Annotated in this window: 21 protein-coding genes; 5 read left to right on the top strand and 16 right to left on the bottom strand. The window is 43.3% G+C overall.

From position 1 onward, the window contains the following. Nucleotides 1-38: 38 nt before the first annotated feature. Nucleotides 39-905 (bottom strand): glycerophosphodiester phosphodiesterase, encoded by an 867-nt coding sequence (locus tag ACI35L_RS13525; RefSeq protein ID WP_439803104.1) that lies wholly within the window; start codon nucleotides 903-905, stop codon nucleotides 39-41. A 199-nt stretch (nucleotides 906-1,104) separates the two neighbouring features. Continuing rightward, nucleotides 1,105-1,971 (bottom strand): glycerophosphodiester phosphodiesterase, encoded by an 867-nt coding sequence (locus ACI35L_RS13530; protein ID WP_439803105.1) that lies wholly within the window; start codon nucleotides 1,969-1,971, stop codon nucleotides 1,105-1,107. A 593-nt stretch (nucleotides 1,972-2,564) separates the two neighbouring features. On the opposite strand from ACI35L_RS13530, the gene qoxA reads away from it, so the two are divergent. The 4 genes from qoxA to qoxD are packed head-to-tail and all read left to right on the top strand — an operon-like array spanning nucleotide 2,565 to nucleotide 6,335. Continuing rightward, the gene (qoxA, locus tag ACI35L_RS13535; protein ID WP_439803106.1) at nucleotides 2,565-3,485 is read left to right on the top strand and encodes a cytochrome aa3 quinol oxidase subunit II; all 921 of its coding nucleotides are present in this window, start codon (nucleotides 2,565-2,567) and stop codon (nucleotides 3,483-3,485) included. Nucleotides 3,486-3,512: 27 nt separating this feature from the next. Beyond that, a complete protein-coding gene (gene qoxB, locus ACI35L_RS13540) occupies nucleotides 3,513-5,459 on the top strand; it encodes a cytochrome aa3 quinol oxidase subunit I (protein WP_439803107.1) in 1,947 nt (648 codons plus the stop codon). Next, nucleotides 5,456-6,052 carry a cytochrome aa3 quinol oxidase subunit III gene (qoxC, locus tag ACI35L_RS13545; RefSeq protein WP_049672155.1) on the top strand — a complete coding sequence of 199 codons (597 nt, stop codon included), beginning with the start codon at nucleotides 5,456-5,458 and terminating at the stop codon, nucleotides 6,050-6,052. Before qoxB ends, qoxC begins: the two co-directional genes overlap by 4 nt. A 1-nt stretch (nucleotide 6,053) precedes the next feature. After that, nucleotides 6,054-6,335, top strand: coding sequence for a cytochrome aa3 quinol oxidase subunit IV (qoxD, locus tag ACI35L_RS13550; RefSeq protein WP_049672156.1), 282 nt, complete (start codon nucleotides 6,054-6,056; stop codon nucleotides 6,333-6,335). A gap of 30 nt (nucleotides 6,336-6,365) precedes the next feature. On the opposite strand, the gene ACI35L_RS13555 is transcribed toward qoxD, so the two are convergent. Both ACI35L_RS13555 and ACI35L_RS13560 read right to left on the bottom strand, forming a co-directional pair. Beyond that, complete coding sequence (locus ACI35L_RS13555) at nucleotides 6,366-7,187, bottom strand: uroporphyrinogen-III synthase (RefSeq protein ID WP_439803108.1); 822 nt, start codon at nucleotides 7,185-7,187, stop codon at nucleotides 6,366-6,368. Between the two features lie 24 nt (nucleotides 7,188-7,211). Continuing rightward, the gene (locus ACI35L_RS13560) at nucleotides 7,212-8,180 is read right to left on the bottom strand and encodes a TRM11 family SAM-dependent methyltransferase (RefSeq protein ID WP_439803132.1); all 969 of its coding nucleotides are present in this window, start codon (nucleotides 8,178-8,180) and stop codon (nucleotides 7,212-7,214) included. A 170-nt stretch (nucleotides 8,181-8,350) separates the two neighbouring features. Between ACI35L_RS13560 and ACI35L_RS13565 the strand changes: the two genes are divergently transcribed. Continuing rightward, a complete protein-coding gene (locus tag ACI35L_RS13565) occupies nucleotides 8,351-8,914 on the top strand; it encodes a glycerol-3-phosphate responsive antiterminator (RefSeq protein ID WP_049672158.1) in 564 nt (187 codons plus the stop codon). Here ACI35L_RS13565 and ACI35L_RS13570 read toward each other — a convergent pair. The 12 genes from ACI35L_RS13570 to ACI35L_RS13625 form a co-directional block, all read right to left on the bottom strand. Beyond that, complete coding sequence (locus ACI35L_RS13570) at nucleotides 8,909-9,682, bottom strand: HAD-IIA family hydrolase (protein ID WP_439803109.1); 774 nt, start codon at nucleotides 9,680-9,682, stop codon at nucleotides 8,909-8,911. The genes ACI35L_RS13565 and ACI35L_RS13570 overlap by 6 nt on opposite strands. An 18-nt stretch (nucleotides 9,683-9,700) precedes the next feature. Beyond that, nucleotides 9,701-11,398, bottom strand: a complete 1,698-nt coding sequence (locus tag ACI35L_RS13575; RefSeq protein WP_439803110.1) for an ABC transporter permease — start codon at nucleotides 11,396-11,398, stop codon at nucleotides 9,701-9,703. Further along, nucleotides 11,395-12,582 (bottom strand): ABC transporter ATP-binding protein, encoded by a 1,188-nt coding sequence (locus ACI35L_RS13580; RefSeq protein WP_439803111.1) that lies wholly within the window; start codon nucleotides 12,580-12,582, stop codon nucleotides 11,395-11,397. Before ACI35L_RS13580 ends, ACI35L_RS13575 begins: the two co-directional genes overlap by 4 nt. Then, complete coding sequence (locus ACI35L_RS13585) at nucleotides 12,542-13,588, bottom strand: ABC transporter substrate-binding protein (RefSeq protein ID WP_082197194.1); 1,047 nt, start codon at nucleotides 13,586-13,588, stop codon at nucleotides 12,542-12,544. Before ACI35L_RS13585 ends, ACI35L_RS13580 begins: the two co-directional genes overlap by 41 nt. 253 nt (nucleotides 13,589-13,841) lie before the next feature. Further along, a complete protein-coding gene (locus ACI35L_RS13590) occupies nucleotides 13,842-15,647 on the bottom strand; it encodes a carbon starvation CstA family protein (RefSeq protein ID WP_049672161.1) in 1,806 nt (601 codons plus the stop codon). A 128-nt stretch (nucleotides 15,648-15,775) separates the two neighbouring features. Continuing rightward, nucleotides 15,776-16,513: a LytR/AlgR family response regulator transcription factor gene (locus ACI35L_RS13595; protein WP_049672162.1), complete on the bottom strand. Its 738-nt coding sequence runs from the start codon at nucleotides 16,511-16,513 to the stop codon at nucleotides 15,776-15,778. Continuing rightward, nucleotides 16,491-18,272 (bottom strand): sensor histidine kinase, encoded by a 1,782-nt coding sequence (locus tag ACI35L_RS13600; protein WP_049673046.1) that lies wholly within the window; start codon nucleotides 18,270-18,272, stop codon nucleotides 16,491-16,493. The genes ACI35L_RS13595 and ACI35L_RS13600 overlap by 23 nt, the downstream gene beginning before the upstream one ends. 141 nt (nucleotides 18,273-18,413) lie before the next feature. Further along, nucleotides 18,414-18,614 (bottom strand): hypothetical protein, encoded by a 201-nt coding sequence (locus ACI35L_RS13605; protein WP_049672163.1) that lies wholly within the window; start codon nucleotides 18,612-18,614, stop codon nucleotides 18,414-18,416. Between the two features lie 240 nt (nucleotides 18,615-18,854). After that, on the bottom strand, nucleotides 18,855-19,979 hold the full coding sequence (dnaN, locus tag ACI35L_RS13610) for a DNA polymerase III subunit beta (RefSeq protein ID WP_049672164.1): 1,125 nt from the start codon (nucleotides 19,977-19,979) through the stop codon (nucleotides 18,855-18,857). Nucleotides 19,980-20,067: 88 nt separating this feature from the next. Further along, complete coding sequence (locus ACI35L_RS13615) at nucleotides 20,068-21,153, bottom strand: metallophosphoesterase (RefSeq protein WP_439803112.1); 1,086 nt, start codon at nucleotides 21,151-21,153, stop codon at nucleotides 20,068-20,070. A 52-nt stretch (nucleotides 21,154-21,205) separates the two neighbouring features. Further along, nucleotides 21,206-21,703: a DUF421 domain-containing protein gene (locus ACI35L_RS13620; protein WP_049672165.1), complete on the bottom strand. Its 498-nt coding sequence runs from the start codon at nucleotides 21,701-21,703 to the stop codon at nucleotides 21,206-21,208. A gap of 105 nt (nucleotides 21,704-21,808) precedes the next feature. Beyond that, nucleotides 21,809-23,203: a LysM peptidoglycan-binding domain-containing protein gene (locus tag ACI35L_RS13625; protein ID WP_439803113.1), complete on the bottom strand. Its 1,395-nt coding sequence runs from the start codon at nucleotides 23,201-23,203 to the stop codon at nucleotides 21,809-21,811. Nucleotides 23,204-23,292 lie beyond the last annotated feature (89 nt).

Here is a 23,292-nt window from a genome sequence, read left to right on the forward strand (position 1 = left end):
GCAGGAAGGAAAGCCGCTTAGACAAAAAAAGAAGAGGGTTATTTCCCTCTTCTCAATTCCTTCTTCAATTGATCCAATACATCCGGGTAATTGGTAAACATCCCTGTCACACCCCAATCAATCAAGGTTTTCATTCTTTCCTTTGTATTGACAGTGTATGGGTGAATGTCCAAACCATTTTGCACGACCTTTTGAACATAGGCTTCATTTAAATACGTATGATTAGGCCCAATACCTACTGCATACGTTTTGATATAGTCAATTTCCTCGTCCGTTATCGTGGCCTCATTCTGATAAGCAACTAGCTGCACTAAGTTCAATTCAGGATCTAACGAGTGAAGTATCAACAAGCTTTCCTGACTGAATGATTGTATTATTAAATTATTTTTATCAATCTTATATTTGTTGATTAAGCGTAATAATTTATCCTCCATCCCTGGATAGACATCCGGAGATTTTGTTTCAATATAATATCTTTTTTCCTCTCCGAATAACTCGAAGATTTCTTCTAAGGAAGGTACTTTTTGTCCAATGTATTCCTTACTAGCATTACCCGGATATGCTTTATTAAACCAACTCCCTGCATCCAGTTCCTTGATTTCTCTCAAGGTGAAATCCTTCACACTTCCTGATTCATTGGTTGTGCGATTAATTGTATCATCATGCATCGCGATTAATTTGCCATCCTTTGTCATCTGTAGATCGATTTCAATATAATCTCCATTCATTTTATCTCCAAGTTGATAGGAAGCAATCGTGTGTTCCGGAGCATAGCCAGAGGCTCCCCGATGCGCCACATTTAATATATCTATTTCTTTCTCAATCACGGAAGCATCATTATCAATTGATAGAAGACCAGTAAAGACAAAAATAAATACAGCCAGCAATAATATAACTTTTTTCATGGATGATCATTCCTTATTTCATATAGACTTCTGTTTGATTCCAAGTCGAATACGAAAACATACATTTCATTCTATTAATTCTATTTATCTAACAAAATACACAATTATTTATATTCTACCAATTATCTAGCCTATCAAACAAACACTTTCAAAAATTTATGGCAGGAAGGAAAGCCGCTTAGACAAAAAAAGAAGAGGGTTATTTCCCTCTTCTCAATTCCTTCTTCAATTGATCCAATACATCCGGGTAATTGGTAAACATCCCTGTCACACCCCAATCAATCAAGGTTTTCATTCTTTCCTTTGTATTGACAGTGTATGGGTGAATGTCCAAACCATTTTGCACGACCTTTTGAACATAGGCTTCATTTAAATACGTATGATTAGGCCCAATACCTACTGCATACGTTTTGACGTAATCAATTTCCTCGTCCGTTATCGTGGCCTTGCTTTTATAGGAAATCAATTGAACGAGCTTTAATTTCGGATCCAGCGAGTGGAGTTTCAGGAGGCTGTCTGGACTGAACGATTGAAGCAGCAATGTTTTCTTATTAATCTTGTACTTATTGATTAGGCGTACTAATTCTTCCTCCATACCTGGATAAACATCAGGGGATTTCGTTTCAATATAATACTTTTTATGCTTACCCAGCTTTTTAAAGACTTCTTCTAAAGTAGGGACCTGTAAACCAACATATTCTTCACGCGCATATTCGGGATATTTTTCATTAAACCAGCTGCCAGCATCAAGCTTCTTAATTTCCCTTATCGTATAATCTTTAACAAACCCTGTTCCATTTGTTGTCCTGTCTAAGGTTTCATCATGCATTGCAATTAATTGGCCATCCTTTGTCATTTGGAGATCAATTTCGATATAATCGCCATCCATCTTATCCCCAAGCTTATAAGAAGTAATCGTATGTTCTGGAGCATACCCGGAAGCTCCTCTATGGGCTACATTCGTCACCTTTTGCGGTTTCTGCTTACCCATAGCCGCATTTGCCGATGTAATAGCCCCTAGAGAAAAGAAAACGCTTACAATAAGTAAAACAATAACTTTCTTCATTCCTTCTCATCCCTCCAAACAATCATAAACTTCCACTCTAGTATATAGCGGCTCCCATTCTATCACCTGAGCATTTCCTACATTTTTTTCCAAATATTTTAGCAGCACATTGACCTTTCTTCCTATATATATAGGACTAGCGTTTAATCATTTATTTTATCGATATACTTTTTAAAACCTTTTTCTATGTCCTTTATTAACACTATCTACAACAGAATAACTCTAGCAGAAGGACTCTTGTCAGAATGAAAAACAATAATTGAACAACTCCGTCCTCACTTGATAAATAACTGATAACCACGCGTTTTATTCACTAATTAGCCACATATTTTACATAAAAATCCATTATTATAAGTTCCTGTTAATGAGTTCACAACTTTGTCAAATATGATAAAAACATTTGCCTCTTTCAGATACATATATTTGTAATTTGGAAATACAGTTATTATATTGAAAATTGGGGTATGGTAAAAGAATGTAATTCATCTAAATAGCTACATATATGGTTGGTTTTTTAAAATCTACTTGTCTATTCTTTTTCTATTCCCAGCTTATATTTAGCTAACTTACACTACTTACGGAAGGGGAACATTATGAAAAAAAAGTTAGGACTTTTAGGGTCCATGCTGGCATCGATTCTTCTGTTAGCCGGATGTGACTGGGTTGTGTTCGACACTAACGGACCAGTAGCCAAAACTCAGTCAGATACGATTATCTTTTCCATCCTGATGCTGGCTGGCGTTATGATTGTCGTTTATGTGCTGTATATCTTCATGCTAGTGAAATATAGAGCTTCCAAAGCTCCTAAAGATTATGTGCCTCCGCATATGGAAGGCAGCAAAACACTTGAAATCATATGGACAGCTATTCCAATTATCATTGTCTCTATTCTTGGTTACGTGACAGTCGTATCCACTTTCGAGGTTGAGAGCACGCCGAAGGGCTATGAGGATCAAGAACCTCTCGTTATTTATGCTTCCTCCTCCAACTGGAAATGGCATTTCAGCTATCCTGAACAGGATATCGAAACCGTTAACTACGTCAATATCCCAACTGATAGAGTCGTAGAATTCCGTCTGTATTCCTACGGACCGATTACCAGCTTCTGGATTCCGCAATTAGGCGGACAAAAATATGCGATGTCTGACATGGTCACGAAGCTTAATTTCGTAGCCGATAACGAAATGTCCATGATGGGACGTAATGCAAACTTCAGCGGACAAGGAACTGCCCATATGGAATTTGAAGCACTCTCAATGTCTAATGAAGAGTTTGAAGAATGGGTAGAGCAAGTTCAAGCAAATGAGCCTGAACTGACAGAAGAGAAGTTCGACGAGCTTTTAGACACAGCTTATGTCGGCCGCCAAAGCTATTCTTCCACTCACTTGGAGTTCAGCCCGCCGCCTGAGGGACATAACCACGGCGCTGAAAAGGCTCCATCAAACGAGGACCCTGATCAGGAAAATCAATTCGATAAGGATTCTGAGCAATCAGAGCATCATGAAAACCACTAACACCTATACGAAAGGAGCTAAACAAACGTGAAATGGGATGAATTTTTTGTTCTTGGGGACCCGTTAATTTATGGAGCCATGGTCAGTATTGTCGCTGTATCGATGGCCATTGTTGTGGGTCTGACCTATTTTAAGAAATGGCGTTGGCTAAGAGATGAATGGCTGACAACCGTTGATCATAAACGAATTGGGATTATGTATATTATTGCCGCCCTCCTGATGTTATTCCGCGGAGGGATTGACGGATTAATGATGCGCGGGCAGCTCGCTATGCCTGAGAACGGCTTCTTAGATGCCCAGCATTACAACGAGGTCTTTACAACTCACGGCGTTATCATGATTTTGTTCATGGCGATGCCTTTTATCATCGGTTTAATGAATATTGTCATACCGCTTCAAATCGGTGCCCGTGATGTAGCGTTCCCGTATTTGAATGCTGTCAGCTTCTGGTTATTCTTTGCCGGAGCCATGCTTTTCAATATTTCATTCGTTATCGGAGGTTCTCCGGATGCTGGATGGTCAGCGTACTTCCCGCTGGCAAGTACGGAATTCAGTGAATCCGTCGGTAACAACTATTACGCAATCGCGATTCAGATTGCCGGGATTGGTACATTGATGACAGGGATTAACTTCATCGTCACCATCCTAAAAATGCGTGCACCTGGCATGACACTTTGGAAAATGCCAATGTTCACTTGGTCTATCTTAATTACCAACATCATCATCGTTTTCGCATTCCCTGTATTAACAGTCGCGCTTGCGTTAATGACATTAGACCGCTTGTTCGGCACACATTTCTTCTCTATGACTGACGGCGGTATGGATATGCTCTGGGCCAACCTGTTCTGGGTTTGGGGACATCCAGAAGTATATATCGTTATCCTGCCTGCATTCGGTATATTCAGTGAAGTTATTTCAACCTTCTCTAAGAAGAATTTGTTTGGCTATAAATCAATGGTTGCAAGTATGCTTGCCATCTCAGCTCTATCATTCCTTGTCTGGGTCCATCACTTCTATACAATGGGTCAAGGAGCTCTCTCTAACAGCTTCTTCTCCATTACAACGATGCTGATTGCTGTACCGACAGGGGTTAAGATCTTTAACTGGCTCTTAACGATGTACAAAGGGAAAATCCAATTTACAACACCAATGATGTATGCACTAGGATTCATTCCAATCTTTACATTCGGCGGTATTACAGGGGTCATGCTTGCAATGGCAAGTGCGGATTACCAATACCATAACACGATGTTCCTAGTTGCCCACTTCCACTATGTATTGATTCCTGGTACCGTCTTCGGTGTTCTAGCTGGTTTCTATTACTGGTGGCCAAAGATTTTCGGCTTCATGCTTAATGAAAAACAAGGAAAACGCGCATTCTGGTGGATTGCCATCTCCTTTAACGTGACCTTCCTGCCTTTATTTGCACTCGGTCTTAAAGGGATGAACCGTCGTATGTATACGTATTCTGAGGAAAGCGGCTTTGGACCGTTAAATCTGCTTGCGTCAATTGGGTCTGTCGGTTTAGCGATTGGGTTCATTCTCTTGGTTTACAATATTTACTGGAGCTTCCGCTATGCACCGCGCTTGAATGGCAATAATGATCCATGGGATGCACGTACATTGGAATGGGCTACACATACACCTGTCCCATCCTACAATTTCGCGATCACACCTGAAGTGAGTTCTGTAGATACTTTATGGGATGAAAAACTGGGTAAACATAAGATTTTCAAAGGTAAATTAGAAGAAATTCATATGCCTAACTCAAGCTTTATGCCATTCTGGATGGCGATTGCCTTCTTCTTCTGGGGATTCTTTATGGTATTCAGCTGGTGGATTCCGGCCATTATCGCCATGATTCCAATCTTCTACCTGCTGTTTGCACGTTCATTCAGCAATGATCATGGATTCCATATCTCTGTGAAAGAATTAGAAGCTGAAGAAAAGAAATTGCGAGGTGAAACAAAATGAAGCTAGATGCCTCACAGCCATTAGAATATAGAACAGAGGAAAACCAGCTGAAAATCTTAGGTTTCTGGATTTTCCTCGGAGCTGAAATTGTTCTCTTCGCCACCTTATTTACCGTCTATTTCGTTTTGGAAAATGGAACAGGCAACGGTCCGACTGGTGAGGAAATCTTTAAGATCTCCGGCGTGTTATGGGAAACATTCCTCCTATTAACATCAAGCTTTACAATTGGTATCGCGATTCATGCGATGCGTATGGGTATGAAAAAAGCCATGATGACCTTTATGGTTATCACACTTGCACTTGGTCTTGCCTTCTTAGGTATTGAGATATATGAATTCTTCCACTATGTACATGAAGGGGCAGCAATCACAACAAGCGGATTCACATCTGCCTTATTGACACTGCTTGGAACTCACGGAGCCCACGTTACATTTGGCTTCTTCTGGGGACTTGCCATCTTGCTTCAAGTGAAGAAACATGGTCTTAATACACATACAGCCAATAAATCCTTTATCTTCTCCCTTTATTGGCATTTCTTAGATGTCGTCTGGATTTTCATCTTCAGCTTCGTCTACTTGAAAGGACTGATGTAATATGGCAAAGTTATTTCCTAAAGAGCATGTACTCGGATTCTTGTCATCAATCGCTCTGACCATAGCTGCATTAATGGTTCTTTACCTAGATGTATCATTCGGAGTCAAAATGACGATCCTGCTCGTAACCGCAGGACTTCAAGCCAGCTTGCAGCTCTTCTTGTTCATGCATATTGGCGAGTCCAAAGAAAAAGGAACATTGTATACGAATATTCTATACGCATTATTCGTTGCGATTGTAACAATCTTCGGATCCCTGTTTGTCTTAGTATGGGATTGGTAATAAATAATAAAAGGACATCTGAGGTTAAGCTCAGATGTCCTTTTTGCTATGATAATAGTTTCCTAATTCGACGATGGCACTGCCCATCCTTTCATTCTGCGGAAAGACGACCCTCTCAATACCAGCCTCGTGCAGTGCTTGGGCAGTTACCTTCCCGACAGCAAGTGCCAGAACCTTTGATTCAAAGGCTTTCCTTAATTCCTCTCCATGCCCCTTCTCATCTGCATACATCATAAGATGACGAACCTGCGGAGTACTCGTGAAGAAGGCGGCATCATACACATCTTGAAGCAGCTCACCTAGCAATTGCTCCATCACATCTGTTTCCGGCGGAGTATGGAGATAAGGCAGAATTTCTTTATATTGTGCCTTCTCCTTTTCAAGCCATTCAATCAAAAGCGGTGCCGGATCGCCGTGAAGCTGTAAGGCGGTGCGGCATCCCTCCAAGGAATGCTCCTCCATCATTCGCACGAGCCCCTTTGTACTGCCATCATCATCGCGAACAATTGGACGGAGACCAAGTTTTTTCAGCATATTGACCGTCTTGTATCCTCTTGCAGCTATGTTCATTTTGCCTAAAACCTCTATAAAGGCATTTCCCTGCTCAAGCTCACAAGCTGCTTTATATAAAGTATCCACCCCAATTCCAGTGGTGAATATGACCCATTCATATTGATGATTGAGCAAACGGACGATATCATCCTTTAACTGTGAATGATCAAGATAGACCGTCCCTTGGGCTGGCCTAACCACGGGCTCACCTCCCAAATTACGAATGATGGCGCTCATTTCCTCGACTTTTCTAGATGCCAATACGGCAATCCTTTTCCCCTTCAGCTTCTTCACATCCATCCCCCATTTTCTATCAGCTATCTCTCAAACTGCTGGAATATTGGAACTCCTGCATAAGAGAATTTCACGCGTAAAACCAGGTTTCTTGGCTTCACATCGATCCATGATAATCAGGCCTGCCTGTTCAATCATGGCATCAATCGGTTCACCGGTCACAACCACAATCCTGTCAGCAATTCGGTTGGCATGAATTAATATTGATAGCTGCTCCTCTGGTGAGGCGGTATGACATAAATTATAGGGCAAATCAATGATTGCTGAATCATAATGCTCAGTCACTTCCTCGATTGGCCCTTTCCTTACGTCACATTCATAACCGAAATAAGCGATATTCTCTCTTGCCCCTATCGCTGGTAATGGCTTGATATCCCTTCCCGTTATATCCATTCCCATCGAAAGAGCCTCAATCAAAACCGTCCCAATTCCACAGCATGGATCAATGACCTTCGTACCTTCCACCTTTGGAACGGCGATATTCACGACCGCTCTCGCCATCCTTGTGCTGAGCGCTGTTGAATATTCTCTTGGCTTTTGCTGATGCTTTAGCCATACCGCCTCCCCCTTTTTGTAGCGGCCGAAGTACCAGACTCCTTTATATGGAATAACGGCAAATAGATGAGTTGGATGCTCTAATTCGGCGACCCCCTGAATAGACAGACCAATCTCCCTCTCTATGCTCCGTCTCTTCTGCAAAGAAAGCCTCTCTTCTAAATCATTATCTTTGATGAGCAATACCTTAAATGTCTCTTCTCCGATTACCAGATTCTTTGCTTGCTCGGCAAGGGAATGATACGTATCCCCTTCAAACATGACCTCAATCCGCTCCCGGATAAAAGGACTTCTCTCTGGTTCGATTTTCTTCTTGCTCAAGATTACATATGGACCTGCTTCACACCCGAAGAGTGAACGCATTTCCATCTGGCACAGCGGTTCTTCCTCTGGACTGCACGCATACGTATATAAATAAATTGTCAAATGTCTATCCGCCTTTATCATTGAAATAAAAAAGCCCCTGTCGGCTATTTGCACATACAGAGACAAGCCTTTCTTCTATTGTAACAAATTTCGCTTCAATCATATCCTATATGCTGGAATTCTCCCTCTTTCTCCAATTCAATCAATAGTATGTTAAAATTTACAAAAACTGCACAGGGGGATGACCAATGAGAATAGTAGACATGGTTGAATCACAATTGATTGCAAGCATTAAAGAAAAAGAGGATATTCAAAAGGCCATAGACAGCCGAGCAAATATCGCTTTTTTACTAACTGGCAATCTAATGAATATGCAAGGAATTATTTCTGAATTGAAATCCAGTGGAATGTATGTATTCATTCATTTAGATTTCATCGAGGGACTCTCCAATACGAAAAGCGCTCTTCAATTTATTGCTCAAGTATGGAAGCCGACTGGGATTATCACAACGAAAAGCAATGTTGTCAAATTAGCAAAAGAAGAGGGCCTAATGACCATACAGCGTATTTTCTTAATTGACCGCGCTGCTGTACAAAAAGGCATCGAGAATATTCATGCCTGCAAGCCGGATGCGGTGGAAGTCCTGCCTGGATTAATGCCCAAAATCATTGATGATCTCTCTCGCAAAATAAGACTCCCGCTGATCGTCGGTGGATTGATCAGCGAGGAATCAGAAATTCTAGCGGCTCTAAAAGCAGGTGCTCTCGCTGTATCTTCAGGAAATCCTGCCATGTGGCAATTTGATTTATAAAGCCGGAACCTGCTTGATGCTGTCTACCACATAGGCTGGAGAGAAAGAGGCAGCTCCGAGCATTTCTCTTGTGGTAATTCCAGTCAAGACAAGTACTGATTTCAAGCCAAACTCATTCCCCATCTTAATATCTGTTTCCAGACGGTCCCCAATCATAAAACAGTCAGATGGGTTCATCATCAGAACATCGGTAACGACAAATTCAGCCATGAGCCGGGATGGCTTTCCTGTTATGGAATCTATGGGCTGTCCCGTTGCTCCTTCAAGAGCCCCAATCATCGCACCGCAATCTGGTATTTCACCGCCATCCACCGGACAGGTACGATCTGGATTTGTCGCAATAATTTTCGCCTTATTCAGCCAAGCCTGATAGGCTTTGTTGATTTTTTCATAGTTGAACTGACGGTCCCAGCCGATGACAACATAGCGGGCCTCCTTCTCATTCTCCGTTATCTGGATTCCCATCTCAGTGAGTTCATCCACCAAGGGTTTTTCCCCAATAACAAGCACAGCCTCTTGTTCTTGCATCATACTCTTTAAATACTTAGCTGTAATAAAGTTGGAATTAATCACTTGATCAAGCTCAGCGGGAATCCCTAGCTTACGCAGCTTCTCAACATACTGCATCCGAGTGGCAATCGATTTATTGGTCAAGAACACAACTTGATCCCCGCGGCTTTGGAGCTCCGCAATAGCCTCCTTCGCCCCGTCAATCAGCTCATCCCCCAGATATACCGTACCATCCAAATCAAATATATATCCTCTCATCCTTCTCCTCCAGATCATTCAATCATTTTTTGATATACGGTTGGCCGCTGCCTGCAGAATCAAGACTAAGATGACTAGAATGACAGACATGGCAGCTGCTGTATAATACTCGCCCCGAAGGATATTTTGAAAGATTGCCAGACTCATTGGCGCCCATTCTGCAGGTGCTATGAGAATGGAGATAGACGTTTCCTTAATAACCGTAATGAAGACGAGCAATGATCCTGCCGCTATCCCTGGAAGCATTAATGGACCAATGATGGTAATGGCAGCAGTCAGCGGTGTTGCTCCAAGATTAATAGCCGCTTCCTCAATATCCTGCTTAATAGCTCTCATTGTTCCCATTGTCGATCGAATCATATAGGGCAATCTTCTAATCGTATAGGCAACAATCAATAAAAGAGCGGTACCGGTTAATTGCAGGGGGGCTGTGTTAAAGGTTTGAATCAAGGCAATCCCAAACGCAATTCCCGGAACTATCAACGGAATATTTGTCACAAAATCCAGCTTCGAAGCATTTTGCCGGACAACAAAATAAGAGATAAAGGTCGCAATTACGACACTTAATACTAAGGCTCCAAAGGCGAGAATTAAACTGTTTTGGATATTTCCAAGCGAGCTCGTAAAGATGGTTTGATAATGCTTTATTGTATAGCCGCTTGGCAGGAAGTCCTTCCCCCAAGTTGTTGCAAAGGATTGAATGACAATGGAGACCATCGCAAGAAAAGGAACTAAAACAATAAGAAAACTGTAAGTGGATAAGAATCTTGTTAATCCTTTATGATTATTCAATCTTTGCATTTTAGGTTTACCGGAAACAGATCCGTAATTGCGGCCTTTTGTCGATAAGGACTGCAGCCAGAAGAAAAAGGCTGCAACGAGAACCATTACGACTGTTAATATCGCCGCACCGCCCCAATTATAAAATCCTGCAATTTCACGGTAAGCCTCGACAACTAGCAAATTAAGTGCTTTTGGGGCAAGAATGATTGGTGTCCCAAAGTCAGAGAAACTTACCGTAAAGATTAATAATGCACTTGATATAATACCTGGAAGGGCAAGTGGAAATGTCACAAATGCGAAAGTGAACCAGTTTTTAGCTCCTAGATTAAGTGATGCCTCCTCAAGCGTGATATCACTCACCTTAAAGGCAGCAACCATTGGCCATAGAGCATATGGAAAGAAGAAAAACACCTGTACAATCACGATTCCAGCCATGGAATATGGATCGATCAGCATCCCTTCTCCGCCAAGCTTTTGATAAATGGCCGTTATCCACCCCGATCTCCCGAACATGAGAATAAAGGCATAGGCTGAAATAAAGGTCGGCACAATTAATGGAATCGTGCATAGGGCAGATATCGTCTTCTTAAAGGGCATGGTCGTTCTAGCGATTCCATAAGCAATGGGCACGCAAAGAACAATGACCAGTACAGCTACGGTAATGGCAAGCTGCAAGCTGTTTATAAGACTATTAAAATAGCCCTTGCTCGTAATAATGGACTCGTACGCATCAAATGAAGCCCCTTTAAACTTCTCAATGGTTGAGTTCAGAATGGCCGGATCTGTTATGGAGCCCAATAAATTTACAGGCTGACCAGTGAAGCTGACCAAAAAGACGGATAAGAGCGGCAAGATCAGGAATAAGCCAAAAAACAAATAAATAAGGACTTTGACGAGTGTCAGACCATTGAATGCTCTTTTCCCTTTCTTCATATGACCAGCACCCTTTCAGGCTCAATGGCGAGCTTAACCTTCGTTCCTGGTTTCAAAATACTCTCTCCAGAGGCATAGGTAGCATCCACAATCAATGTATGACCCGCTGCCTTAACCTCATAACGGACAATAGAGCCTAAATAGGTAGAAATCAAAATTTCTCCTTCTAGTATATTCATCAATTCCGGATTCATTTCTGTATCGGCATGATGAATTTGTATGCTTTCAGGACGAATAATCACTGTGCCTTTCTCTTTGCTTTGATGATTCGTTTTTAGGGCGAATCCTTCCCCTTTAATGATGGAATACGCCCCTACACGTTCAATTGATTGCACATTTAACATATTAGAGGTACCCACAAAATTAGCAATGAAAGGGCTTGATGGATGACTGTACAGGTCAGTAGGCCTTCCGATTTGCTTGACCTCCCCATTATTCATAACCGCCACGCGGTCAGCCATGCTCATCGCTTCCTCCTGATCATGCGTAACGAAAATGGTGGTAATTCCCAAGTCCTGTTGAATCCTTCTAATCGTATTTCTCATCGAATGACGGAGCTTCTGATCGAGATTGGACAGCGGCTCATCCATTAACAATACTGCCGGCTCCATCACAAGGGCACGGCCTAAGGCGACACGCTGCTGCTGTCCGCCTGAAAGCTCACTCGTCAGCCTGTCGGCATATGGCTCAAGCTCCATATACTCCAATATCTCCATGACCTTCCGTTCCATTTCCTTCGGCATACGCCCCAGCCGCCGGTTAAGCAAGCGGGCATAGACTCCCATCTTGGCGAGTACATTCTTCTCATTCAATTGTTTAATATTGAGGCTGTATGCTACATTTTCAAAAACATTCATATGAGGGAAAAGTGCATAGCTTTGAAATACCATCCCGCAATTCCGTTTGTTCGGAGGGATATGATTAACCTTCTCCTCTCCAATTCTGATGACACCTGATGTAGGCTCCTCAAAGCCTGCAATACATCGCATTGTCGTTGTTTTACCGCATCCGGATGGACCAAGAAGGGCGAAAAATTCGCCCTCCTTAATCTCTAGATTGACGTTATTCAATGCTTTCACTCCGGAAAATTCTTTATTTAACTGGTCGACTGTAACGGAACCCATGAATATCGCCCCTTCTTCCTTACTGGAATTTCTCTTTCCATTCATTTCTGACCTTGTCATAGTTTTTGTTCACCCAATCAATGTCCAGGTCGACCGCATGCGATTTTACATTCTCCAAGGTCAATGGTGTTTTGGACTCGACATCCGGGTTAATCGGAATATGATACCAATCAGCCAGTATTTGCTGGGCATCTTTTGATAGCATAAAATCAATGAATTCCTTCGCTCCCTTTTCATTTGGCGCCCCTTCCACCATTGAAATTGGATTGACGAGGATTGGTGTTTTATCAGGTACAACGAAATCGACTGTTTCGCCCTTTGCTTTTGCCTCATAGGCCATGAAATCAAATCCAACAGCGATATGGGCTTCCCCCATTGCTACAGCCTTTGTAGGGGCAGAACCGGAGTCAGGCATGGAATTCGCCTGTTCCACTAACTTCTCCATATACGCCCAGCCCTCTGATTCCCCGCGCTGCATCATTTGATTCAGCACCATTAAGGTCGAGGTTCCAGATGCAGCAGGGTTCGCAAATTGAATTTTCCCCTTCCATTTAGGGTCTAGCAGGTCATCCCATGTTTTTGGCGCTTCTTCCTCTTTCACCAGCTCGGTATTATAAGCAAAGCCAAGCACGAATACTTCCACCCCGACATACTTGTCATCCTCATGCTTTAGCTTGATACCGTCTTCAACTACATCCCAATCCTCGGCCTCCTTTGGCACATATGCACCAATAATACCTTTGTCAGCATTGGCCTCAAATGTCAGAATGCCTCCGCCCCCATACCAAGCATCCCCTTGCGGATTATCCTTCTCGGCCATCATCCGATTAACTAATATATTCGTTCCTGCATACTGAACGTCCACCTTGCCGCCTTTGATCTCTTCAAACTTAGAGGCAAGCTCCTTTGTAAAGTCTGGTGTTTCCGGTGAATACAACGTTATTTTCCCCGGTCCGTCAGCTCCACCGCCAGATCCTCCTGAGCTTTCCTCTCCTGCACAGCCAGCCAGTATTCCGCCAATTAAGCCAAGAGCGAGCAACGGCTTGCTCCAATGATATTTCCTCACTTGTCTTCATCCCCCTTTTTCTTCTTAGCCGAATAGGCAAGAAAAAAGAGAACATGCCGAATGACAGCCTTTTGTAAAGGCTTTCATTTTAGGCATCTTCTCATATTCTCCTACCTGTTTATTCGATTAACTATTATTATAAACATAATTTTCTAAATATCAACAATAATTTAAATTTTTACCAAATGTCCGATAAGATAAAAGCAGATCATACATAAAAAGCCCAGGGACAACAGCCCCTGGGCTCAGGCAATCAGACAAGTTCTTTAGCTGATTTTGCAACAAGCTCTGCCTGTGGCAATTTCATCATTTCAAGCCATTTCTTAATGGACGCTACCAAAATAACGAATCCGAGGATAAGCATGATAATGGATAGAACCCCATTCAAGATATTATAGCCTGCACTTTCTGCGTTCATATATACATTGGTAATCATCCAATAACCGGCCACATTAACCGTCACATACAAGTAAGCGAGCGGTACTAGACATGTAAGCATATACCAGCGTTTGTCCGCAATCTTCAGGATAACCGTCGCACCGACAATCAGACCGATGGAGGCCATCAATTGGTTTGATACTCCAAACAGGGCCCATACGGAGCTGATATCTCCTGAGAACAGGAGGTACCCCCAAACAAAGCAGGCGAGCGCACTGGCAAATATATTCGCCCAGAGAGAATCAGTTCGTTTCAGCGGTTTATAGAATTCACCGAAGAAGTCTTGAATTAAGTATCTGGCTACCCTTGTCCCTGAGTCAATCGCGGTCAGTATAAACACGGCCTCAAAGAGAATAACAAACTGATAGAAGTAGGAAGCTAAGTTCTTAAAGAATGGTACATTCGTAAAGATCTCTGTCATCCCAACAGCAAGTGTTACCGCTCCGCCTGTACGGCCTTCAAGGTCCATTCCGACATCCTCACTTAATCGTTCCAAATGAACTGGCTCCATATTCAATTTTTCATATTGCTCAGGCGTTGAGTTAATCGCAAAGTAATCTCCTGGCTGCAGGGAAATCGCTGCAATCAGGGCCATAATCGCTACTAAACATTCAACAAGCATCGCACCAAAGGCGACCCCTTTAATATCCTTCCAGCGATTGACCATTTTCGGTGTTGTACCGGAGCCAACGAAGGCATGGAACCCGGAAATGGCACCGCAGGCAATCGTGATGGAAATGAACGGCCATACAGGTCCTGCGACAACCGGACCTCCGCCGTTAATGAACTCTGTAAAGGCTGGGAATTGGACTTCTGGGTTAACAATGAAGACCCCGACAATAAGTGCTGCGAAAACGCCGATTTTCATAAATGTACTTAAATAATCACGCGGTGCCAGCAATAACCAGACCGGCAGTGCCGCTGCGAAGAAAGCATAGATAGGAAGTATAATAGCTAGTGTACTCTTCTCAAGCGTCAATAAATCGCCGAACCACGTGCCTTGAATATTCGGTCCAAGCACGATTGCCAGCATGATTAGAATAAATCCGACTGTTGTGGCAAGCTTCAAATTCCCTGTTCTCTTATGATACAGACCAACACCCATCGCGATTGGAATTGTGATGCCGACTGCAAATGTTCCCCATGGGTTCCGCTCAAGCGCACCAAGGACAACCATTGATAAACCAGCCATTGTAATCGTGATGATGAAGAGCATGGCAAGCCCTGTACAGAATCCAGCGACTGGGCCAAGTTCTTCTTTGGCTACTTCAGAAAGGGATTTACCATCCCTCCGCATAGAGGCGAAAAGGACGACCATATCATGGACAGCTCCCCCAATAACCGCACCAACTAATAGCCAAATTAACCCCGGCAGATAACCGAATTGTGCTGCCAAGATGGGCCCGACAAGCGGACCTGCTGCAGCGATTGCCGCAAAGTGATGGCCGAAAACCACCCATTTATTTGTCGGCACATAATCTTGTCCATCCTCTAATTTCTGTGCCGGAGTAGGATTTGAATCATCCAATTTTAATACTTTAGCGGCCATGAATGTTCCATATAGCCTGTAGGCAATCATTAAGATACAGATAGCACCTACAACAATTGTAATCGCATTCATTTTAGCTCCCCCTTTGTTGTTATCTGCCTTTATTTTAGCGAATGAAAATGCTTACATTTCATTTTCAAGCTGATTTACAAAAAGGGAGGGATGAGTTGCAAAATTCGACACTTGAAAAGCACAATTTCTTAAAAACCGACGAGCATTTTCAACTCTTTCACATATGTCCTGCTGACCGGAACCTTTGAACCATCCTCCATGGTCAAGTTATAGGTGGAATTAAACCATGGCTCAATCTCAGTGATTTGATCCAAATTGACAATATAGCTTCTGTGAACACGAAGAAATGCCCCTTCATTGATTTTCTTCTCAATCATGACGAGTGCATCACTGACCCTGTATTCCATATCCTTTGTCTTAATGATGCATTTCCCATCTCTTGATTCTAAGAAGAGAATATCACGGCAGTTCAGCAGTACGATGCGTTCATCTATCAGCACTGGAATCTTGCCCTTTACTTCACGGATAGGCTGAACAGTGGTTCGCTGCTGCTCCAATCCAATGCCCTTTGATTTCTTAACCTTCTCAATCGCCTTACATATCCGTTCTTCCTCAAATGGCTTCAAAATATAATCAACCGCATTTAGATCAAAGGCCTGAAGCGCATATTCATCATAGGCAGTCGCGAAGATAAGTGCAGGGGCTGGATCAAGCTCACCTAGCTTTTTGGCAATGCTCAGTCCATTCTCATCAGCCAGTTCTATATCTAGGAAAACCAAGTCCGGCTTTAGAATATGAATATCCGCCAGTGCGTGGTCCACACAATCACTCTCCCCAGCAATTTCGGCCTCTTTACTGCGAAGAATCAAATATTTCAGTTCATCTCTTGCCAAAGGCTCATCATCAACGATATATACTCGCAGCATGCTGTTCTTCAACTCCTTTAAAATTACACGGCATCACAAGCACTGCCTTTGTGCCTTTATCCACTTCGCTCTCAATGAAGAGCTCGCCTTGTCCATTGTAGATTCCCTTTAACCGCTCACGAATATTAAAGAGAGCTGTCCCATTTCCACCCTTAGATTCAACAACCTGATTTCCAAGAGTAGCAAGCCGCTCTTTTGGAATTCCTGCTCCATTATCCTGCACCTCTATTCTTAAGCAGCCATCCTCCATATAGACACTTACTTGAATAAGGCATTTTTTCTTTTTCCCCTTTGGGCCGTAATGGATGGCATTCTCGACTAGCGGCTGTAAGGTAAAGGGGGGAATATACGATTTTAATAATCCTTGATCAACATCAAACTGAATATCATACCTATCCGGAAATCTTGTTTGCTCTAAGTTAATATAGGCCTTCACGGTTTCCAGCTCTTTTTCAAGCGGAATCAGCATTTGCCTTGCCCCCTGTAAGTTGCCCCTGAAGAAGGCACTTAACTGAAGCAATAGCTCCCTTGCCTTCTCGGGATTCGTACGGCATAAGGCAGATATCGTGTTCATGCTGTTAAATAAGAAATGGGGATGGATCTGGGCTTGTAATGCCTTGATTTCCGCATCCTTCAATAACTTTGTCTGCTTCTCTGCCTCCGCCAACTCCAGCTGAGCGGAGAAGAGATTGGCCAGTCCCTCGGCCAGCATCTCCTGTACCTTATCAAGCTTTGCCGGTTCGGTATAATACATTTTCAGCGTACCAGCGACTTTTTCCTTCACCTTAAGCGGCATGACAATTGCCGCTCTTAATGAACAATCCTTATGGCCGCAATAGATGGCCTCTCTCGTTCGTGCAACCGATACCTTCCCTGTCTCCAGCACTCTTCTCGTCAAGCCTGTTTCAGGCCGCAGATTTGCCGCATGATGGTCAGATGCCGCTCCAACATGGGCAAGCACCAGCTCTGTATTCGTTATTGATACGGCATCCGCATTCGTCAGCCGCAGCATGATCTTCGCAATTTCCTCAGCAGAATGCTGGGTCAGACCTTGACGGAAATAAGGGAGCGTTTGATCGGCAATATCAAACGACTGATTAACCTGGATAGCACGCCCCATCTCATCATCTCGCTTAATGGACTGCACGATAAACATGAACAATAATGTTCCAAGTCCATTAATGCAAATCATTGGGATGCTGATATAGCTGACCAAGTCCCAGGCATGTTCAACCGGCTTTGAAACAAGAAGAATAATGAGCATCTGCAGCGCCTCCAAAGTCATGCCGACCACAACTGCAAATCCGGCTGTCACCGGCTTGGACAGCTCCTTTCGCTGCCGTCCGATATAGCCCGCAATAACCCCTGCAACAACTGTTGAAATCGCACAGGAAAGAGCTGTGAAGCCACCTAAGGAATAGCGGTGCACACCGGCTATCAGGCCGGCTCCAATCCCGACGACAGGCCCCCCAAGAAGCCCGCCGATCACTACACCCATCACCCGTGTATTTGCAATAGCACTTTCTGCCCCAATCTCTGACAACCATCGATTTTGTTCAATGGAATGTCCATAAACCTCTATACCGGTATAATTGCTAATGATGCCAAATGCACCGAACAACACAATCAATCTGAGCTTTACATACTTATTATGGTCTTCCTGTACAATTTGCCGGAACGAATGAATCTTCGATAATAGGAAGGCAACAATCACGATAATTCCTACTTTTTCCAGCATAGCTGGGACTAATTGAAGCATCTCAGGTTCCACCCCTTGCTTGTTCAAGATCATGTTGATTCCTTTGGTATTATTATATTCTCAAAATCTTCTAAAACAAAAAGATAGCACCTGTGATGGATGAGTTTGTAAAGCAGGAGACCTTGTTTAGACCCTTTACTATTAGAAGTCGTTCCTAATGTTTTTTTCCCCCTTGCCTCGAATATTCCGCCCTAAGCAAAAATTACCGCCCATCGTTCTCTTCAATCGCCCATATTCTACTTTTTCCGCCTTGAAAATTCCTTGTTCGCCCTTAAGTGACTCTATCTCGCCCTGAAAGTCCTTGTCTTCGCCCATAAAACTGATCATTACGCCTTTAACCATGTGGAATTTACCCTTAAAACCCTGAAAGCAGACTGTTGCTCATGACCATTGAATTCCTATTTGTCTCTAAACGTATAAAACAGACAAGCAGATAGCCTTTTTGAACGAAATACCCTGTCTACATTAAAAAAGCCCTTCTTTTGGCGGCATAGACGATACGTCTTGTCAAATGAGACTCGGATACAACAATACAAACAAAAAACCAGTCCTAAGACTGGCATCCTCTTAATCTATCTTATTTTACGATCGTACAGGGGATATCAGATGCAGGTGCTCTTCAACGCCGAATGGCTGGACAAGCACGGGTCTGATTAAACCGTGAAAGCTTAGGACAACCTTGTCCTCCTTGATTGATTTAAGCGCATCGAGCAGGTAGCGGCCGTCAAGCATAATCTCCAGCTCCTCTTCCCCATCAACCCACTCAACCGTCTGCACCTCTTCAATCTTTCCGACTGCAGTTGATTTGGAGGAAATCCTCAGCTGTGCGCCGTTCTTAACAGCCAGGGAAATGGTATTATGACGCCACTCACTTGCAAACAGGCAGGCACGGTCCACACCGAGCAGGAGTTCCTTCCTATTGGAAGCAATCACACACATTGCCTCTTTCGGAAATAGATTCTCGATGTTCGGGTAATTGCCTTCAATCAATCTTGATAATAACAAGAGGGAGTCTGATTGAAAGAGAATATGATTATCAGAGATTGCCATTTTTACTTCGGGTGCATGCTGCAGGAGCTTAGCAAGATCCAACAAGGTTTTGCCCGGCACAATACACGCACCCTTCCATTCTGCCGCCACGCTTGCCCTTCGCAAAGCCAGCCGCTGAGCATTCGTTGCCGCTAACGCAAGTTTCCCGTTCTGAATGGAGATGTGGACACCTGACAAAACGGGCCGTGATTCTGCCTTTGCCACAGCGAAGGCTGTTTGTTTGACCATTTCTACCAATTCTCCTCCAGACACTCTCACGATATTAGCACTATCCATTTCCGGGAGAGCAGGGTACTCCTCGGGGTCGTATCCATTCATGGTCGTGATGATCTCCTCTGATTGTACAGTAATATGGAGCTCTTCATCTGCCTCTATGAATATATCGCTTGGGAGCTTTTTCACCATTTCACTGAAATACTTACCCGGAACAACCGCGCTGCCTTCCTTAAATACTTGCATGATTGGTTTACCATCGAGCCTAGCAGGGATTGTCCTCTGAATAATGATATCTGAATTGCCGCCCGTTAAGGTCACCCCATCCGTATTTGCCATTACTTTGATTCCGCTCAATATAGGTAACACGTTTCGATTGGAGACAGCATACATGACTTCTTGCAGGGCCTGCTTGAAATAGTCCCTTTGGATTGAAATTTGCATAGCGAGAACCTCTCCGTCATCCGATTTGAATAGCTTTATTTTAGCATATATTGACAAAAAGCACGCATCCGTCAGATGCATGCTTCACTTAATCAAAATTCACTTCAATAATCCACGCCTCAGATCTCGTGCCAATACGAAGCGGAGGTCCCCAAGTTCCAAAGCCAGAAGAGACAAAGGAATGAAGATTGCCTTTCTTCAAATAGCCCCAATCATTTTCATAAATCCAACCCGTGATTAAATTGCCCGGGAATAATTGTCCACGGTGCGTATGACCAGAGAGAAGAATATCGACTCCACTTTCCTCAGCCTGTGCCAGTTCGACCGGTGTGTGGTCAAGCATGATGATTGGCTTTGAATGGTCAAGCCCTTCAACAAGTTCACTGATGGAAGAACGATTATCATCGGTTAAATCCTTGCGCCCAACCAGATAAAAACCATTCTTTACTTCCACGGTCTCATCCATTAACATCTGGATGCCGACAGCCTCAAACTCTTCTTCAAGCTCTTTAAGATCATTTCCATAATAATCATGATTTCCCGGGGATACATATACACCTAGAGGCGCCTTCATTCCGCGGAAAATCTCAATCATATTCTCCTCATTAAACGTATCAATCTGGTCATCAATGATGTCACCAGGTATCAGTACGATATCAGGTTTCTCCTCCTCCACCATGGCAGCCAGCTTTTTCAGATGACCGCTCCCTACGATTGGGCCTAAGTGCGTATCAGAGGCCATGAATATCTTAATGGAATCGCGTCCAGCCTCTTTATTCACCTCCACTTGGTCATATCGGACAACCGGACTGAATGCCTGATAGGAGCCATAGGAGATGACCGCTGTAAAGAAGAGAAAGTAAATGATGCCCATGACCATAAGGCCTCTTTTCCTTGCTAAGTAATAAGCTAGGTTCATGAATGGGAGCAGCACAAGACTGTAGCCGACAATGATGAACCAATAGCCCCCAACCCATTTAAAGATGCCAAGATGAGGAATCATCCCAATAAACATGGATAAGGATAGAATAAGAAACAGGACCGTATAGGTTTTTTTAAACCTTCTAAGCGGAGATACCTCAAGCCAGGCTCTCCCGTTTCGCCATATATAAAAGGATATGGCTCCATAAATCAATACGGTAAGGATAATCATCAGCACCATCTTCACGACCATTGCCCAAAACCTCATCTCACTAGAATTACTATTAGCATATCATACCGTCTATTTAGTCTGGAATCGTAGAACTCCCATCTTCGCTTGATTTGGAAAGCACAGAGAATTGACCATTCGATTCCAGTATGACAGCTTCTACTTCATCCAGACTCTCTTTCCCCTGCATCCGCACCGCTTGAATAATTTCTTCCTTTTCAATTCGTTCAGCCTCCATCACATCCTGGAAATACTGTCCCCTGAAATATAAAATGGATGCTTCCCCTTTAATGACATGGCTGATTTTGTTCGTCTCCGTCGTTGTCTTCGAGAATATCCACTGCAGGGCAATTAAGACAAAGAAGGCCGTCATTCCATCAAATATCGAAATGGCATTATCTAATAATACCGTCCCAAATACCGACCCAATTGAAACAGTAATCACTAAATCAAACGCATTTAATTGCGTCAACGTTCGCTTGCCAGCAATACGAAGCATAACGATAAGGGCAATGTAGGCCAAAATACCAATGACGATGATTCTGCCTAAGTCTCCCCAATTAAGTGTAAACATCTATATCCCCCCATTTCACAGTCTCCTTCTCCATTTCCGAAATGGACAACAGATAAACGTAAAAAAGCGTCCCCTATATCAGGGACACTTCATACTCAACCTTCTTTAGGATGTTCGCGGTACATAAATCCGCTGATTCGGAAAAATCAATTCTGGATTAGTGAGATTATTAATCCTCTCAAGCTCACGAATTGCCGTACGGAATCGGCGGGCAATCTCTGTTAAAGTATCGCCGAATTTCACTATATATTGAAAATATTCTTTCCGCGGCGGCTGCTGTCCTTCATCACTTTTGATTCGAAGGGTATCCCCTGGATACAGGACATTTGGATTAGAAAGTTGGTTATCCGATGCAATCTTCTCCACGGTCGTACCGTATCTTCTCGCCAATTCACTCAATGTATCTCCTCGTTGCACAATATATTCTGTCGTCGTCTCATACCCGCTTCTTACCGTAATCCGCAGCCTTTCACCCGGATAGATTAAATCCGGATTGGAGAGATTATTCTCCTTGGCAATTGATGCGGCTGTTGTGGAATATTTACGGGCGATTGCTGATAAGGTGTCTCCAGTCCTGACCGTATAATCAATTATCACCGCCGCCCTTTCCTGCCTGTCATCATCATAAATCGTCAGGCGTAATTTTTCTCCTGCATAGATGAGATCTGGATTGGAGAGATTATTCTCTCTGGCAATCGCAGCTACTGTAGTATGATATTTGCGTGCAATTTCAGATAAGGTGTCACCAGCCTTAACCGTATAGGTGATTGTCTCAGACCTCGTCTCCCGTTCAGCTGGCTTAACCACTTCCCTGGTGTCACTGACCAATATCCCGTCATTGAATCGGTCTAAATCGACATCTCCGTCAATACCAGCCACGCTGCCTGAATCTGAATACTGCCACCCCGCCCATGATGACCATCTCACACCATCCGTTGGCTCACTCACCCCATACTCAGCTATCCATAGAGAATAATCCGTTAAGGCATCATTAAATGTGCTGGCTGCATTAGAAGCATCGCTATATACAACCGCTTCCTTGCCTGATAATCTCACAGTCTCCCGAATAAAGGTCAAGGCAATATCATTGATTTCCTCATTGCTCAATCCCGTTAAATCCTCAAAATCCATAGCTAGCTTGCCCTCAAATTCCTTGCCGCTGATTGTGGAGACAAAAAAGCGTGCTTGTGCCTCTGCCTGTGATTCGGTTCTTGCTGTCACATAATGATAGAATCCAACAAGGAGCCCGGCATCCTTAGCTCCATCATAATTACGTTCAAAATCAGGATCGACATAATCTGTTCCCTCACTAGATTTAATATAGACCATTTCAATACCTGCATCTGCGACTTCCCGAAAATCGATCTCTCCCTGCCATTCACTTACATCGATTCCCCGGAAGAGGTTTGAACTTTCTGGTTCCAGGGCATTGGCATTCTCAGTCGGTATAGCTAACAGGACTGCCAGCCCCATTAACCATCCACTCAACCATTTTCTCATCTGCTTTAGCTCCTTTAATCATTTCATCCATCATGACTGCTTGTACCTCAGTCTATTCGGAGAAGCCGAAAGCGTGAAGGAGAATATCA

It is taken from the genome of Pradoshia sp., assembly GCF_051873915.1.
Lineage (GTDB): Bacteria > Bacillota > Bacilli > Bacillales > Pradoshiaceae > Pradoshia.